Source organism: Halomonas sp. Mc5H-6, from assembly GCF_024124705.1.
Classification (GTDB): Bacteria; Pseudomonadota; Gammaproteobacteria; order Pseudomonadales; family Halomonadaceae; genus Vreelandella; species Vreelandella subterranea.
Map to the genome: position 1 here is coordinate 14,226 of NZ_JAMXSI010000005.1, position 13,188 is coordinate 27,413.

Here is a 13,188-nt window from a genome sequence, read left to right on the forward strand (position 1 = left end):
CTCTGTTGTTAATCTTCTTCATCTGGATCGAGATAGTTTGAGGCTATATCTGTGTCGCTTTTTTCTGACTGATCCTGAATCAGGTAGTCCACCAACATCCGGTTGCTTTCTGCCAGATCGCTGATCGCTTGAGTTTGGTCTTTGATAGCTATGATTAGTTGCTGGATATTATCTTGCTCAGAACTCTGGGGGTCTTCGCCAGCATTGGAAACTGTGTTTTCTTTATTTTTCATTTTTTCAATCACCCCACGCAATGGATTCGATACGGCTCTAACAGCATCTCAACGCCCATTGGTATTTCGGTGGCAACGGTGCCGATCGCTACGCTTTCGCGGTTTTCATACCAGTGGCCAATCAGTAGCAGCACAGCCACGTCGACATCTGACGGAGTTTCTTCAGCGCCAGCGGTGGCGGTAATCGTGACGCTCTCGGGTTCGTTGGTCGTATGTGGCCACTCGGTGCCCCACTGCGGCGCCAGCAGCGGGTATATCGGCCGGGTGTCGAGCCTCAGTGTTTCGGCATCGAGTGATTGCTCGACACCCTCAGCATCGATGTAGTCCAGGGACTCAATGGCAGTGACCGGAGACCACGGAAGTTCAATGGAGCCACTGCCCTTAGGGAAGCCATCAAGTACCAACGTTTTGGTGGCCGTAGCCAACGTTGCCTGGGTGTAATTCTCGGCATATTGATAGGCGGCGTTGATAAGCCCTTGGATGATCGCGTCTTCATCGGTGTTGGCCGCTGCTTCCTGTTCGGTCGTGGCTAACCGCAGGTGCAGTTTGGCGCGTGTGAGCGTGAGCATTCAGGGACTCTCTGTCGTCGTAGTAGCCATTAGTCAGAAACAACAACGCCGCCAAGCGGCGGCGTTGCTACAGCGTTATCGGTGACAAGGCTCAAACCTTATCGGCACCTTCAGTGCCCTTTGCTGGGGTTTGTTTCCCCGCGGGCTTTTCTTCATTTTCTTCAGCTTTTACATCAGCACTACGCACCGCAATCTTTCGATCTTCCAACTGCTTAGCGCGTTCTTCCGGAAAGCCTGCGCGGTCGCCTTTGGAGTAACGGCCCCAAGGTTTACGGAAGGTCATAGATACTGTCTTGCGTTCGGTCTTCTTGACGGCTGCCATGGTGGCACTCCTTTAATGACAAGGTTGGCAAGCACTACCCGCCAACGGCGGGCAGGCTTAAAGGGTGGCTGAAATTACCAGGGCACTTCAGTGCCAAGCACCAGGCCTTCCGGATGACGGAAAGCAATGTCGTGCTCTTTCACCACGCGCAAAAGTGACTGGTTACGCGAGAATGCGCTGACCAGGTTGTCGCCAGCATCCTTGTAGGTCGCTTCACGGCTGAAGTCGATTGTCATCATGTCGCTTTCACCGATAACGACATCGTTCCAATCAGCAAAGAAGATCTCGGTTTCGTTGTTGTTGGTGGCACCCGAGGTATCCAGGTTATTGGGGATAGTGGTGGTGTGCTTGATCGGCCAGCCTTTCAACTCCCCTTGTGCCATTTCTGGATAGACCTTGTTGCCATTGCCGTCGCGCAAACCTGCAAGCTTCATGTAGGTACGCGGCGCCAGCGCCCAGCCTGGTGCGATCAAGAGGCTATCGCTTTCCATCAGGGTCAGAATCAGTGCATCGAGGTATTCATCAATGCCTGCCATATCAACCGTGCCTGACCAGGGAACTACGCGGCCTTCATCCAGGCAGATCTTGGCAAAGCCTGTCGGGGTGTCGCTGGTACCGGTATCGCGTAGAAAAGCCTTGTCTTCACGAACGGCCATGCTGCCGATCATGTCGTTAAGGAATAGCCGCTCGACGTTGAACCCGGCGCGACCTATCAGCTGGTTGCTCATCGGTACCAGGGTGATCATGGTTTTGGCTTGCAGTGCAACATCATCAGTGCTGCCTTCAGAGGCTAACACATCAGACCCTTCACCCACATAGCTGGACGTGGCGCCGGAAGCCATGCGCGGGATACTCAGGTTGCCATTGGGTAGCGGCATGGTCTGAGCGCCCAGGCCACGAACAACCGTGCGCGGGCGCAGGAGCTCAATCACTTCATCGTGCATGTTCTGCGGGATCAGTGAGCCACCTGATGCAGAGCTGGTATCGATCGCCATGGCCACGTCGGCGTCACCAATTTCACCACTGGCAAACTTGGAGGCCAACTGCATATCGCCTTTGCCTGCGGCAACGGCCATGGCCATACGCGCCACTTTGGCGCCTGGGTACTGCTTAAGCTCAGGCTTGGTGTGAACGGCCGGGGCCTTGCCACCGCCAAAGGCGGGCACGGCTTCGGATGCCGCAGCGTTCATGCGCTCGATGCTTTCAGCTCGAGTCAGGCTCGCGCTTAACTTGTCGAACTCGGCGGCCAACTTGTCAAATTCAGCAAGCTGCTCCTCGTTGAGCTCGCCGTTTTCGGTTTCGACAGCCGCCAGGGCCTGCACCTGCGCGTTAATCTCGGCACGCTTGCGGCGGAGTTCTTCGATATTAGGCATGATGTTTCCTCTTCGTTTAGGCGCAAAAAAAGCGGCTCGTGGCCGCCGATATGTCGCTCCGCCGCGTGGCTAGAGCTGACAACTGGTGTCGAGCGCTCGCGCCTGGGCGCGAATGCTCCGGTTATTTCGTGGGGTGGTCCCGGTACTGGTGGTGTAACGTTGGGCGATGGTATCGATCGCGTCTTGCGCGGGGGCAATTTCATCAATGAGGTTGGCGCTAAGGGCCTCTTTTGATCGGTATAGTCGCGCCTGGGTGTCTATCACCGCTGACACGTCTAGCCCGCGGAAGCTGGCGACCGACTCTGTGAACTCGGCATAACTTTCATCCAATATTTTGTTGATTTCCTGCACGGTTTGATCGGTGATCGGCTCATGGGGTGAGTTGTTGTTCTTGTGATCGCCGCGATAGTAGGTGTTGAACGTGATGCCCATCTCGTCTTCCATGCGGCTGACTTCGTAAGTTTCGACAATCACGCCAATGGAACCTACCCCCGCCGTTGGGCTGGCGACAATGCGCGAGCAAGCGGATGCCAGGTAATAGCCAGCTGAGTAAGCGGCGAAGTTGACGATCGCTGTGATGGGTTTGATCTGTGTGCTGGCTCGGATGAAGTCGGCAAGCTCCTTGCAGCCCATGGCATGGCCACCGCCGGTGTGAAAGTCGAGCACGATCTCTTCAACCATCTCATGCTTGAGCGCGGCGTTGATTTGGCCGCGCAGCTTTTCATAGGAGAGGATCTCTTCGCAGGCAGCGTTGATGTGCCCGCGGCGCGCAACCAGTACGCCATGCACGGGAATGATGGCCAGGCGGCCAGCAACGTTTAAGCGCTGCATTTCGCGCTCTTCGCCACTGCCTGAATCCAGACCCAAGCTTTGCGGCAGGTCATGGGTGCGCCCCAACAGGCGAGGCTCGAGGACGTTGCGCACGGCCTGCACCAGCGTGGGCGTGGCGTAGAGGGGTGTGTTGAACACCATCGACGCGATATGCGGGTAGTTGATCATTGCTGAGTGCATGCGAGTATTCCCTCGATCTCTTGCATTTGTTGGGGCGTGGCGTTGAGCGAATTCTGTACCTGCGAGTCGACCATGTTCATGGGGGTCAGGTAGCGGTCTCCACCACGGATGGGCGGCATATTCTCAAGCCGACGGATGTCGTTAACGCTGAGCCAGCCCCACTGGCGGGCAATGGCATAGGCTTCAAAGCGAGACTTCTGGTCACCGCGTAGCAAGCCGGACACATTGAATTCGATGTAGAGGTTCTTGCGCTCTTCCGGCAGCAGGAGGTCGCGCATCATCGCGGCCTCTTTGCGCTTGATCCACGGCATCAGCGTGTATATGACGAACTGCAGACCCAGGTGCTCGATGTTGTTGAACGTGGCTTTGTCCAGATGCTGGATCATGTTGGGCGCCACGCGGTAAAGGCGGCAGACTTCAACCACGCCAAAGTTGCGCGACTCCAGCAGCTGCGCTTTTTCGTTGTCCATCGCCAGCTGCTTGTACTGCATACCCTCTTGCAGAAAAGCAACAGAGAAGGCGTTACGTAAGCCGCCACCATGGCGCTGCGTGAACTTGTCCAGTATTCGATCAACGGCCGCCTGGTCTTTAATGGCTGTCGCTTCTCGGGGCCGCTCAATCACGCCTGACATCGTGGCGCCGCGCTGAAACACCGCGGAGGCGTGTTGCTCGGTGGCCATGGCAAGGCCGATAGTGTCGGCGTTGGTGGCAATGGGTGAGATGCCGACATAGCCATCCAGCGAGAACCCTTTGACGTGATGCACGGAGCGCATCGGTAGAATCTGGTTCTTGTAATCCAGTAGCTGGTAGTAAGGCAGCCCGTCAGGGCCTTTCAGCACACCCACCTTTTTGGGGTGGATGGGGATAAGCTCTGTTGGGTATCCCGCGCCGTCACGCTCAATCAGCGAGAACTCGTTGCCTTCCAGCGCCAGGTGCCCCATGCCCTGCTCGTAATACTCGAACGAAGTGTCTTTCCTGTTGGGCTGGCTATGGATGACGTCGTATAACGGGTGATCCGTCGCCCGATCGCGGCCGCCCCGGTCGTCACGGCGGTAGAGCTCGCAGGGCAACTGCGCCAGCGATTCAGCCAGCAAGGTGACGCAACCCCGTAACGCGCTAATGCCAAGAGCGGTTTCGGAGTTCACCATCGTGCCCGCCGCGCTTTGGCGGCTGGTATTGGAACTCACCCAGTTGCCTGTCCAGTTCTGGCTTTTCTGGGGGCTGCCTGTGGCGCTTGAGTTGAAGAGGCTAGGCCAGAACATTAGCTATCCTCTTCGTTATGGGTGATCGGTGCTGGTTGTTTAGCCTGGGCGGCCGCCTTGGAAGCGAGCCACGACCAGAACAGGCAGAAGCTACCCGCGACGATATAGCCGGCCGCGGGCAGAATCAGCCACGCGCCAAACGCGACGAGCCCGACACCCAGCAGGCCGACTGTGAAAGTAATGAGATTGATCAGCATGTAACGTCCGAGGTGTCGTAAATGGATTCTTCCGGCTCGTCGTTTTCGGTGAGCACGGCGCGACCGAGTGCCATCAAGATGGCGATGATGCCGTCGATCTTGTTGTCGGGCTTTTCTTTGCGTGGGTAGATATTGTCTTTGGCGTCGGCCTTGGCCACGACGTTGCTGGCCATCCAGGTCAGCACTGGATCCTTTGAATGACGGAAGCGGCCGCCGGTGATGGCGGCTTCCATTTCCCGCATGGCGGGGCTCATGTTTTGAACTGTATTGCGGTACTCAACAATGCTGGCACCGTCTGCCATGAGCTGGTGCGCCAGTTGGGTAGCGCGCCAGGGGTCGTAGGCGATCTCGGTTATCTCGAACAGGCCTGAGAGGTCTTTGATGTCGTCGCGGATCACATCGAAGTCGAGCTCTTCGCCGTCGGTGATGATCAGGTCACCGCTATTCACCCAGGTTTCGTAAGCAGCCTTGTTGTTGCTGGCCCGCTCTACGGCACCTTCGGGTAGATAGTTGCGAACGAACACAGTCCAGCGAGTCTTCATGCGCCCTTTCTTGTCGGGCACCTCATCACGAAATAACAGCGCGATACTGGCGATGTCGGTTTTGCTCGCCAGGTCGACACCTAACCAGCAAGGTTTACCGATGAAGTCTTCAAGCTTTAGCGACTCATCACCCAGCGCGTGCCAGCTGGCCATGTTGAGCCACGCCGTCCTTGCACTTACCCAGACGTTCAAGTGCTTGGTAAGGAAGCTGTTCTGGCGGCTGGGGTAACGCACGGCGTCCCGCTGCGCCTTGAGCAGAAACTCCTCACCTACCGATATACCGAAATTTGGGTTTGCCTTGCGCAGTACCGCAGGGTCTTTCCAGTCATCGCCCGGATCGATCGTGTAAATGACGGCGAACAGCTCATCATTCGGCAGCGATTTATCCAGCATTTGCTGGGCCTGACGGCGCTTGTCGTAACAGGGCCCCGCCAGGTTGAACCCCGCGGTAGTGATGATGAACATCAGCCCTTGATCCCGAGAGCCCATGCCGGTGGCCATGGTGTCGTACAGATTGGGCTTATCGTGTTCGTGGAACTCGTCAACTATCGAGCCGCTTGGCGAAGAGCCGTCGCCTGGGTCGCCTATCAGCGGTTCCAGACGGCTGCCGTCTTCAGGGATCGAGATGTTTTTGGCCATGATCTCGATGCCTGCCGCGCTTACCAAGGCTGGCGACTTCATCAGCATCAAGCGTGCTGGGCGAAACACCTCCCATGCTTGTTTCTCTGTGGTCGCACCACAGTAGACCTCTGCGCCATACTCGCCATCAGCGCAAAACAACAGATTCGCAATGGCTGCTGCCAACACTGACTTGCCATTCTTGCGCTCTACCTCGATGTAAGCCTCAGAATAGCGGCGAAGCCCTGTCTTCTTTTTCAACCAACCAAAGATGCTGGCAACGATAAACAGCTGCCAGGGCTCAAGCTTGATGAGCCGTTTCTCACGCGCCCATCGGCCCTTTGTGTGTGGCAGCAGTTGGATGAAGTCACAGCACCGCTCGGCTTCGTCTTTATCGAACCGGTACGGATTTGACCGGGACTTCTGCGCCTTGAGATCGTCCAGATGGCGCTGGCAAGCCTGCCGGACCTCCTTGCACGCGGGGATCCTGTTGGCCACTACGTCCCGAGCGTACTTGTTCGCGGCGTTGACGTTCGGGTAACTGGCCATGGAGCTTCATCGCTTTTTGCCTATCAGGTCTTTGAATGGGTTTCCGGCTTCTTTGGCACCTGGTACCGCAAGGCGCGCTCGGCTTGAAGGATCCAGACCAAGAGCGCTGCCAAACGTCACAAGCTGTTTCAGGGATTCATTCGCGACGGTGCAGGCCGGGTTCTTAACTTCGGAGTTCATGCCCGCCACCGTGATACCGTTCCTGGCGATGTCTTCCTCCGCCTTTCGCCACCGGGCATAGGCTGCGCAGTAGGCTTCAAGGTTGGCAATGTCGGAGCCGGTCAAGATCTTTGAGCTCACCAACCAGGGGCCGATTTTCTCCCACATCTGAATGCCGATCGGATCCAGCCATTCGGGTGGCAACGGCACTTCGGTCAGTTCATCGCCCTGGGGTTCATCGTGGTTAACGGCGCGCTTTCCGGCATTGCCTTGCACTGCTTTCAGGTGGCTCGGTTTAGGTTTGCGACCTCTTGTCATTTGCCACTTCCTCTCGCCGACCTGATTTTTCAATTTCGCGGGTATAAAAATTTAATTATGGCGTCGGTGTCCGCTGGCGAAAGGCTGGAGGGATTTGATCCCCCCTCCCCCTCAGGCGTCCACGCCACGGCCCCGGAGGGCTTCTTCCTGCGTCTTGGCCTTGTGGCACGGGTTGCATATCGCCTCAAGGTTATCGTCCGCGTCGGTGCCGCCTGAGGCTTCGTTGACGATGTGGTCGACTTCCGCTGCTGGCGTATAAATCCCTTTGCGAAGGCATGGCTGGCACAGGCCTTTATCCCGCTGCAGTACGCGTTCACGAATACGGCGCCAAGGCCGACCACCTCGACCCGACTTCTTGTGGGCTGGCTTCTTCCAGGTAACCGCCTGGTCGGCGTGTTTATCGCAGTAGCCGTGCTTGTGCGTGGTCTTGCCTGCGCACATCGGTGCGCGGCATGGGCGGGGCGGAGATGTAGGCATCAGTCTTCACCTATGTCTTTACCCACGATCTCCACTACCGCCGCCCGGTCCGCATTGAACCGGCGGCGTAACGCCTCGTACTCAGCAAGCAAAAGCAGCAGCCCGCGGTTGCTATCCAGCTTGGGCTCGGGTGCGGGCAGTTCACTCGTCAGATGGCTCGGGATCGTCGGGCAGTCGCACGCCATCACCGGTGGTTGGCTGCTGAAGCTCGCGCACCCAGTCATCAACAACGCCAGGCACGCCCCGATCAAGCCAGTCACGTATTTCCGCATTCTGCTCTCCCAGTTGCTCAAGCGCGGCGTTGCTGGCGCGCATGTCGTCGGCGATGTCGTTCAGCGTCTTGTCACGTGTGGACATGGCATCGTTGAGGGTTTCTATCTGCTGGCGCTGCCACTGCTGATGTTCCTGCAGTATCTCGGCGCGATCGCGCTGGCGCTCGGCCTCTGCCTGGTAGGCGTCTCGTTCACCGGTGACGTGCTGCCAGTAGAAGATCACGGACACCAAGGCCAACCCGCTTACCACCAGGCCAATCGCCTTGGCTTTCAGTGAAGCAATCATTTGAGCCACTTCTTAAGGAAGCCGAGCAGCACTTCATACAGGCCGTCAGCCTTAGCACGGATCCACTCAAGCCCCATGATCGATAAGAACACGCAGGCAGCGAAGGCAAACTCATCAGGCAGACCGTAATAGTCCGTCAGCCAAAGGAAGCCGGGGTATAGCGACAGCGATAGAATAGTGCCAACAGTCGCGCTCATCAGCGCCTTACGCCAAGGCCCACCGTTGTGCAGCACAGTGACAAACCCCACCGTGAACGTCGCTGCACTCAGCAGCAGGTACGGAATCATGCTGATCAACCACTGCCAGTTGTTTGGGTCGCGGTTAGGCATGGGCCGGTTCTCTTTAATTCGTTTGTGCATGGCGCACCTCGCGGGCGGGCCTCGTCAGTTAGTCGATGGAAATACCACCAGCCGTCTTGTAGACGTCCAGCAGTTCATCTGTTGCCACTTCTCTCTGCCCATAGCCAGCACCGGGCAGGCTCGCCCAGATCTTGCGGCAGGCGTGAATGGCTTCTCGGATGCGGCCGTCATGGATCAGCGACAGCGCCTTGCACTGACGGATCAAATGAACAGCGCCCAGGTCCTGGCTGGTGGGCGTGAAGTCCGGCAGGTCAAAGCGCTCGGCCAGGTCATCCCAGGTTCGGGTAAGGAACTGATAGCGCCCTGCCGCACTGGAATTGATCTCATATGCAGGCAGCCAGACCAGCTGGCGTGGATGGTCGTCGTAGGATTCGAAAAGCTCACCACCCACCAGCACGTTATAACCATCTTCATCACCGAAGCGCGTTGTGCCCTCCGCGCTTGCCAGCATGTCCAGGAACGCGGCCACGTTGCCCGCTCGGGTATCAACAGGCTCGGGAGGATCGAAGCGCAGAAGCTCCGCCTCCTCATACCAGTGAGCAGGCGAATGCGCCGTCATATCGAGACCTCAGAAATAGAAAAGCCCCGCACGAGCAGGGCAAGGCGCTACCAGGTGGCAGCGCAGGGGAACAGCGGAAAGCAAAAAGCCCCGCCGGGTGACCGGCAGGGCTTAGGGTGTTTGGCGGCTAGCGGCAACATGCGCCAGCCTATCAACATAGTAGGACAACCGTGGAGCTAATACAACATGTGCCAATCAGGTTTTCATTAGCAATCGATTGATGACAGCCGTTTTCGATTCGCCTGATCGCGATGCCTCTGCATCTAGCGCCCGCGCCGCTTCTGGCGTTAGCCAAACATCCAGGCGTTTCGCGCCTTCTTCTTTTGATTTTTCGCGGGATTTCTTAACACGCCGAGTCAACGGCTCGGGCGATGCCTTGTTGTCTGACATTCGCTACTCCTTTACGGGTCTAATTGTCGTTGGCAATTCCGCTTCATCATCAACGTTCACAGGGATAGGAGGCATCCACTTCAATGAGAAGGTTCGCTCATCTTCTCGACCTGGATCTCTAGGCCCTTTCCAAAAGCCGTGCCAGTGAGCGCGTCTTATGTGCGCGCGAGGCCTTGCTCTACCTGTATCCGGATCAACCTCCGTCTGCCGCGTTTCGGACTGCTGATAAGCCTTGCGTAGCGCAGAGCCAATGCGAACGCCAACATCCCATTGCGTTACCGACTTGGCAGGAAACAAACGCCACCCTTGCTTCGTCCGCTTTGGGCTCGGGTTTTCTGGTTTGCGTCCAGCGCCTGTTACTTCGTCTGCCTGGCTACAGAGGAACAATAAAAGCGATAGCAACGGCGCTATATTTTTCGCCACTACATTGACCAGGCCCTGAGACTTAAGGTCAGCCGCCGACTTGGGTAAATCATTCTTGACCGCTTGCCGCATGGACTCGCTTTTCAAACGGTCCAGCGCCTCGATTAATGACCAGTTACCCAAATGGAGCGGCAGCACTGCAAGAGCATCATCACTATCCATGACCAGCCTGAGCTCATGCCGCCCGGTGTTGATGTCATATTCAAGGTGGGCCCAGAAGCCATAAAGCTGGTTGCTTGGCCAAAGCCAGTGCATATCAGGCGTTTCAACATACACGCACCATTCGGGCAGCCGATAAAACACATCGCAGGGCAGGTCTCGGTCAAGCGGAGTGTCTGCCACACTCTGATAAATCGCAGGGTCAAAACGATAGATGCCCTGGGTGACTCGCCATGTCGCCAGGGCAGCAAGACGAGCAGGATCATGGAGTCGCTCTGGATGAGTGTGACCCAGCATTGATCCATCAACCCCGGCATCATCCGCAACGATGCCGTAGGTAGCGGATATGGGGATGAAACACCAGTCTGGCCAGTCAGGGTACTGGCGCCCTTTCTCTGACCGGAAGTGATCAATACGCTTCCAAGCACCTGTGTAAACCTTGCCCGCTTCTACCAGGTGCTGCTTGGGTCTAGGCGCTTCACTCATTATGATGCCTCATGCCAATTCACTCCCCAATCATTTACGCTACGCGACCACCAGGCTGCATTGCTCATTGCGCCTTGAGTCACCAGGCTATAAACCGTCTCGCACCAAGCATGCTTGTAGCCCCCTCGCGCCAGTTCCCTCTCCTTTGGTTCCTCAAGAAACGCATACCCTGATGCGTTCAATGTGTACCCATTGCGCGGCTGGCTCCACTCACCCATCACCCAGCGCCCATCTTTGCCATACATATGCAGCGCGGCATCTAGCGAGTCACCTAAACCTAAAGCATCACGTCGCATGTCATCACTTGCATCAAGCAGGTAAGCCACATCCGGCGGACACGCATCAGAGTGCAATGTTACTTCTGCATCATGCAGGCTGCCGCCACATAGGCGCGTAAGCGCCAGCAAACGCTTATCCAAACCAGTATGCCTACCACCATCTTTGCGGCGAATTAACAACACCACATCGCCGTTAGCCGTGATTTCATCGGTGGTATAGCCTGGTGTAACCGCCACTTTCTTGCCCGTTACGCGGGTATTGGTAGTGCGTTTAACACTTTGCCACTGGCAGTTTTTCATGCCAAAAGCGAATTCAAGCTCTTGATCTACCTGACGCTCTACCGCATGAACCAGCCCACCCAGTCCAGTAACCGCAGGAAAACCAACGGCCACCATGCCAGAAGAAATGTTCATTCCCTCAACCCGAGCTCGCAGGCATACGAAATTGCCGCGCCATTGGCTACCACCCTTAACATCAGCAACGCCCCTGCGAAGCATCCTCACGGCACCACGCTGCACAGAGAGCGGGTCACCATGGTTCGCCCAGGCAGCGGGCGTTGGCTGAATCGCCCACTTGCGGTAAGGCAGCTTTAGATCATAAAGACGATGCCAAAGCTCATGCAGAACACCAGCACTAGGCAGGGGCGTTAGCGTCAGATAGTCATCATGTACACGCCACTGATGAAGAGGCACCAATAGCTGTTTCACACGCCCATCGGTTAGATCTGGAAGTTCAACGCCACCCACCATGGTTTCGTCAGGGATTAATAGCCGGTCACGCTCTTCCTTAATCTGAACCGCATTACTAGGCATGGAAAAGAAGCGCTGGCGCTGATCGACCGTCTTGGAGCACACCAAATGCAAGGGAACATCCCCCACAATGCTGGCGCGAACGCCCGGCTGCTTAAGCCGGGCATTGAACATTTTGGCGGAATGAGTGCCGATCATTGCGGGTCACCTTCTACCCATCCTTCAGAGATCATTAGGCCCGCTAAACGGCAAAGCTCTTCATCCCAAGTAAGTGCATATAGGCGGCTTACCGTTTCCACTTCATCTTCGTACATTACGGTCATATTATAATTCGGTTTAAAGTCTACCTCTGCCTCAAAATCGCCGTCTTCATACGTGGAGTTAACAGAGAACGAGCCTTCGTTTTCGCCACCCTCTTCTTTGAACTCGACAATTGCCTTTTTAATAGCGTAAGCCAGCTTTGCTGCTTGGGGGCTTTCGGCGTTAGCAATTTGTCCCGCGATAAAACCACCGATTTCGTTTTGAAGCTCGTTTTGACGTGAAGTAGTCATGGCTAAATACCTTTAGAAGAGCGAAGCGCCTATCGCCTCGCTACACTTTCAATATAGTGATGTTATACGTATAACGCAAGCGCTACGAATAAAACTCGGCATCTTTTTCATCTTTCGCCCACGCTGCATTGAAATCACGGTCAGCGAACAGAGCCGCAATGCCGCTGATCTGTTTCAATCGCAGCAGCTCGTCAGCATCCATACCGATGTGCTTCATGATCCACGCGTCGGACATGCCCGACTCCACCAGCTCGCCTACAATATCGCGCATCAGGCTCACATCATGGGTGCCACGGGCACGGTTGTGCCGAATGGTGGACGCCATGCGGTCGCTGATAGGCTTGTCGATCACCGAGACTGGCAGCCTGCCATCCTCGCGCTCATAGATACGCTTACTGGTCATTAGCGTGGTGTAGCGGTGGTACCCGTCGACGATCTCGTAGCGGTCTTCTTCTTCCAAGTAGTAGCAAACCACCGGCATCGTGAAGCCGTCTTCCCAGATCGAGATTTCCAGCAGCTTCATTTCGGGCGGTGCCACGGCGTTGGGGTTGTAGCTGTTGGCCTGCACTTTCTCAACCGGTACCGCGATGACGTTATAAACCGGGCTCTTCATGATGCTTCCCCCCCCCTAACTTCAATTCCCAGCGAGCAAAGTTCTTGCGCTTGGTAGGCTGCGCCACAAAGCCCATTTTCGTCAGCACCTCAGAACCCTTGTGCCAATTCGTAAACACCAGAGACATCCCTTTATCCTGGGCGTGGTTGACCGCTTTCTTGATCAGGACTTCCTCGCTAAGCCCCAGCGCATTCTGTTCGGCGCTGTAAAAATAGCGTAGGTACAACGTGCCGTTCTTCATTTCCCGGGCGCTGGCAAAGCCCTTGGTCTCGCTTTTATGCGTCAGGTTGACCCACCAAATATCACCGGGCTCAGACGATATACAGTTGCCCATCAACTCCTGAACCTTACGATCCATAACGAAGCGGCCAACGTTGCCCCATAATTGGTAGTCTTTGCCCCCGCCGTGCACGTACTCTTTAATCGCCATGG

General features: G+C 56.3%; 20 protein-coding genes. All 20 read right to left on the minus strand.

The window, feature by feature from the left end; all coding sequences use genetic code 11:
- Positions 1-8 precede the first annotated feature (8 nt).
- The 20 genes from NH395_RS08740 to NH395_RS08835 all read right to left on the minus strand — a co-directional run bounded on the left by NH395_RS08740 (position 9) and on the right by NH395_RS08835 (position 13,186).
- Positions 9-233 carry a hypothetical protein gene (locus tag NH395_RS08740; RefSeq protein WP_253024062.1) on the minus strand — a complete coding sequence of 75 codons (225 nt, stop codon included), beginning with the start codon at positions 231-233 and terminating at the stop codon, positions 9-11.
- Between the two features lie 8 nt (positions 234-241).
- Positions 242-802 carry a head-tail connector protein gene (locus NH395_RS08745; protein ID WP_253024063.1) on the minus strand — a complete coding sequence of 187 codons (561 nt, stop codon included), beginning with the start codon at positions 800-802 and terminating at the stop codon, positions 242-244.
- Positions 803-893: 91 nt separating this feature from the next.
- Positions 894-1,124: a hypothetical protein gene (locus NH395_RS08750; protein WP_253024064.1), complete on the minus strand. Its 231-nt coding sequence runs from the start codon at positions 1,122-1,124 to the stop codon at positions 894-896.
- Positions 1,125-1,198: 74 nt separating this feature from the next.
- Entirely contained in the window at positions 1,199-2,497 is a 1,299-nt protein-coding gene (locus NH395_RS08755) for a phage major capsid protein (protein ID WP_253024065.1), read from the minus strand.
- A gap of 69 nt (positions 2,498-2,566) precedes the next feature.
- Entirely contained in the window at positions 2,567-3,508 is a 942-nt protein-coding gene (locus NH395_RS08760; protein ID WP_253024066.1) for a S49 family peptidase, read from the minus strand.
- Positions 3,493-4,770: a phage portal protein gene (locus NH395_RS08765; RefSeq protein ID WP_253024067.1), complete on the minus strand. Its 1,278-nt coding sequence runs from the start codon at positions 4,768-4,770 to the stop codon at positions 3,493-3,495. The genes NH395_RS08760 and NH395_RS08765 overlap by 16 nt, the downstream gene beginning before the upstream one ends.
- Positions 4,770-4,967: a hypothetical protein gene (locus NH395_RS08770; RefSeq protein WP_253024068.1), complete on the minus strand. Its 198-nt coding sequence runs from the start codon at positions 4,965-4,967 to the stop codon at positions 4,770-4,772. Before NH395_RS08770 ends, NH395_RS08765 begins: the two co-directional genes overlap by 1 nt.
- Positions 4,961-6,676 carry a terminase TerL endonuclease subunit gene (locus tag NH395_RS08775; RefSeq protein WP_253024069.1) on the minus strand — a complete coding sequence of 572 codons (1,716 nt, stop codon included), beginning with the start codon at positions 6,674-6,676 and terminating at the stop codon, positions 4,961-4,963. Before NH395_RS08775 ends, NH395_RS08770 begins: the two co-directional genes overlap by 7 nt.
- A 6-nt stretch (positions 6,677-6,682) precedes the next feature.
- A complete protein-coding gene (locus NH395_RS08780) occupies positions 6,683-7,153 on the minus strand; it encodes a phage terminase small subunit P27 family (protein WP_253024070.1) in 471 nt (156 codons plus the stop codon).
- Between the two features lie 111 nt (positions 7,154-7,264).
- Positions 7,265-7,630, minus strand: coding sequence for an HNH endonuclease signature motif containing protein (locus NH395_RS08785; protein WP_253024071.1), 366 nt, complete (start codon positions 7,628-7,630; stop codon positions 7,265-7,267).
- A complete protein-coding gene (locus tag NH395_RS08790) occupies positions 7,630-7,815 on the minus strand; it encodes a hypothetical protein (RefSeq protein WP_253024449.1) in 186 nt (61 codons plus the stop codon). Before NH395_RS08790 ends, NH395_RS08785 begins: the two co-directional genes overlap by 1 nt.
- On the minus strand, positions 7,772-8,188 hold the full coding sequence (locus tag NH395_RS08795; RefSeq protein ID WP_253024072.1) for a hypothetical protein: 417 nt from the start codon (positions 8,186-8,188) through the stop codon (positions 7,772-7,774). The genes NH395_RS08790 and NH395_RS08795 overlap by 44 nt, the downstream gene beginning before the upstream one ends.
- The gene (locus tag NH395_RS08800) at positions 8,185-8,547 is read right to left on the minus strand and encodes a phage holin family protein (protein ID WP_139197164.1); all 363 of its coding nucleotides are present in this window, start codon (positions 8,545-8,547) and stop codon (positions 8,185-8,187) included. Before NH395_RS08800 ends, NH395_RS08795 begins: the two co-directional genes overlap by 4 nt.
- A gap of 28 nt (positions 8,548-8,575) precedes the next feature.
- Positions 8,576-9,106 carry a glycoside hydrolase family 104 protein gene (locus tag NH395_RS08805; protein WP_253024073.1) on the minus strand — a complete coding sequence of 177 codons (531 nt, stop codon included), beginning with the start codon at positions 9,104-9,106 and terminating at the stop codon, positions 8,576-8,578.
- 195 nt (positions 9,107-9,301) lie between these two features.
- Positions 9,302-9,496, minus strand: coding sequence for a hypothetical protein (locus tag NH395_RS08810; RefSeq protein ID WP_253024075.1), 195 nt, complete (start codon positions 9,494-9,496; stop codon positions 9,302-9,304).
- Between the two features lie 3 nt (positions 9,497-9,499).
- A complete protein-coding gene (locus NH395_RS08815; protein ID WP_253024077.1) occupies positions 9,500-10,564 on the minus strand; it encodes a hypothetical protein in 1,065 nt (354 codons plus the stop codon).
- The gene (locus NH395_RS08820) at positions 10,564-11,790 is read right to left on the minus strand and encodes a hypothetical protein (protein WP_253024079.1); all 1,227 of its coding nucleotides are present in this window, start codon (positions 11,788-11,790) and stop codon (positions 10,564-10,566) included. Before NH395_RS08820 ends, NH395_RS08815 begins: the two co-directional genes overlap by 1 nt.
- Positions 11,787-12,143, minus strand: coding sequence for a hypothetical protein (locus NH395_RS08825; protein WP_253024080.1), 357 nt, complete (start codon positions 12,141-12,143; stop codon positions 11,787-11,789). The genes NH395_RS08820 and NH395_RS08825 overlap by 4 nt, the downstream gene beginning before the upstream one ends.
- Positions 12,144-12,225: 82 nt before the next feature.
- Complete coding sequence (locus NH395_RS08830) at positions 12,226-12,756, minus strand: ParB/RepB/Spo0J family partition protein (RefSeq protein ID WP_253024082.1); 531 nt, start codon at positions 12,754-12,756, stop codon at positions 12,226-12,228.
- On the minus strand, positions 12,737-13,186 hold the full coding sequence (locus NH395_RS08835) for a hypothetical protein (RefSeq protein WP_253024084.1): 450 nt from the start codon (positions 13,184-13,186) through the stop codon (positions 12,737-12,739). The genes NH395_RS08830 and NH395_RS08835 overlap by 20 nt, the downstream gene beginning before the upstream one ends.
- Between the last annotated feature and the right edge of the window lie 2 nt (positions 13,187-13,188).

Excerpts from the sequence above, each read along its gene's own strand:
- NH395_RS08740 (WP_253024062.1), bottom strand. The coding sequence starts at position 233 with ATGAAAAATAAAGAAAACACAGTTTCCAATGCTGGCGAAGACCCCCAG.
- NH395_RS08745 (WP_253024063.1), bottom strand. The coding sequence starts at position 802 with ATGCTCACGCTCACACGCGCCAAACTGCACCTGCGGTTAGCCACGACC.
- NH395_RS08750 (WP_253024064.1), bottom strand. The coding sequence starts at position 1,124 with ATGGCAGCCGTCAAGAAGACCGAACGCAAGACAGTATCTATGACCTTC.
- NH395_RS08755 (WP_253024065.1), bottom strand. The coding sequence starts at position 2,497 with ATGCCTAATATCGAAGAACTCCGCCGCAAGCGTGCCGAGATTAACGCG.
- NH395_RS08760 (WP_253024066.1), bottom strand. The coding sequence starts at position 3,508 with ATGCACTCAGCAATGATCAACTACCCGCATATCGCGTCGATGGTGTTC.
- NH395_RS08765 (WP_253024067.1), bottom strand. The coding sequence starts at position 4,770 with ATGTTCTGGCCTAGCCTCTTCAACTCAAGCGCCACAGGCAGCCCCCAG.
- NH395_RS08770 (WP_253024068.1), bottom strand. The coding sequence starts at position 4,967 with ATGCTGATCAATCTCATTACTTTCACAGTCGGCCTGCTGGGTGTCGGG.
- NH395_RS08775 (WP_253024069.1), bottom strand. The coding sequence starts at position 6,676 with ATGGCCAGTTACCCGAACGTCAACGCCGCGAACAAGTACGCTCGGGAC.
- NH395_RS08780 (WP_253024070.1), bottom strand. The coding sequence starts at position 7,153 with ATGACAAGAGGTCGCAAACCTAAACCGAGCCACCTGAAAGCAGTGCAA.
- NH395_RS08785 (WP_253024071.1), bottom strand. The coding sequence starts at position 7,630 with ATGCCTACATCTCCGCCCCGCCCATGCCGCGCACCGATGTGCGCAGGC.
- NH395_RS08790 (WP_253024449.1), bottom strand. The coding sequence starts at position 7,815 with ATGGCGTGCGACTGCCCGACGATCCCGAGCCATCTGACGAGTGAACTG.
- NH395_RS08795 (WP_253024072.1), bottom strand. The coding sequence starts at position 8,188 with ATGATTGCTTCACTGAAAGCCAAGGCGATTGGCCTGGTGGTAAGCGGG.
- NH395_RS08800 (WP_139197164.1), bottom strand. The coding sequence starts at position 8,547 with ATGCACAAACGAATTAAAGAGAACCGGCCCATGCCTAACCGCGACCCA.
- NH395_RS08805 (WP_253024073.1), bottom strand. The coding sequence starts at position 9,106 with ATGACGGCGCATTCGCCTGCTCACTGGTATGAGGAGGCGGAGCTTCTG.
- NH395_RS08810 (WP_253024075.1), bottom strand. The coding sequence starts at position 9,496 with ATGTCAGACAACAAGGCATCGCCCGAGCCGTTGACTCGGCGTGTTAAG.
- NH395_RS08815 (WP_253024077.1), bottom strand. The coding sequence starts at position 10,564 with ATGAGTGAAGCGCCTAGACCCAAGCAGCACCTGGTAGAAGCGGGCAAG.
- NH395_RS08820 (WP_253024079.1), bottom strand. The coding sequence starts at position 11,790 with ATGATCGGCACTCATTCCGCCAAAATGTTCAATGCCCGGCTTAAGCAG.
- NH395_RS08825 (WP_253024080.1), bottom strand. The coding sequence starts at position 12,143 with ATGACTACTTCACGTCAAAACGAGCTTCAAAACGAAATCGGTGGTTTT.
- NH395_RS08830 (WP_253024082.1), bottom strand. The coding sequence starts at position 12,756 with ATGAAGAGCCCGGTTTATAACGTCATCGCGGTACCGGTTGAGAAAGTG.
- NH395_RS08835 (WP_253024084.1), bottom strand. The coding sequence starts at position 13,186 with ATGGCGATTAAAGAGTACGTGCACGGCGGGGGCAAAGACTACCAATTA.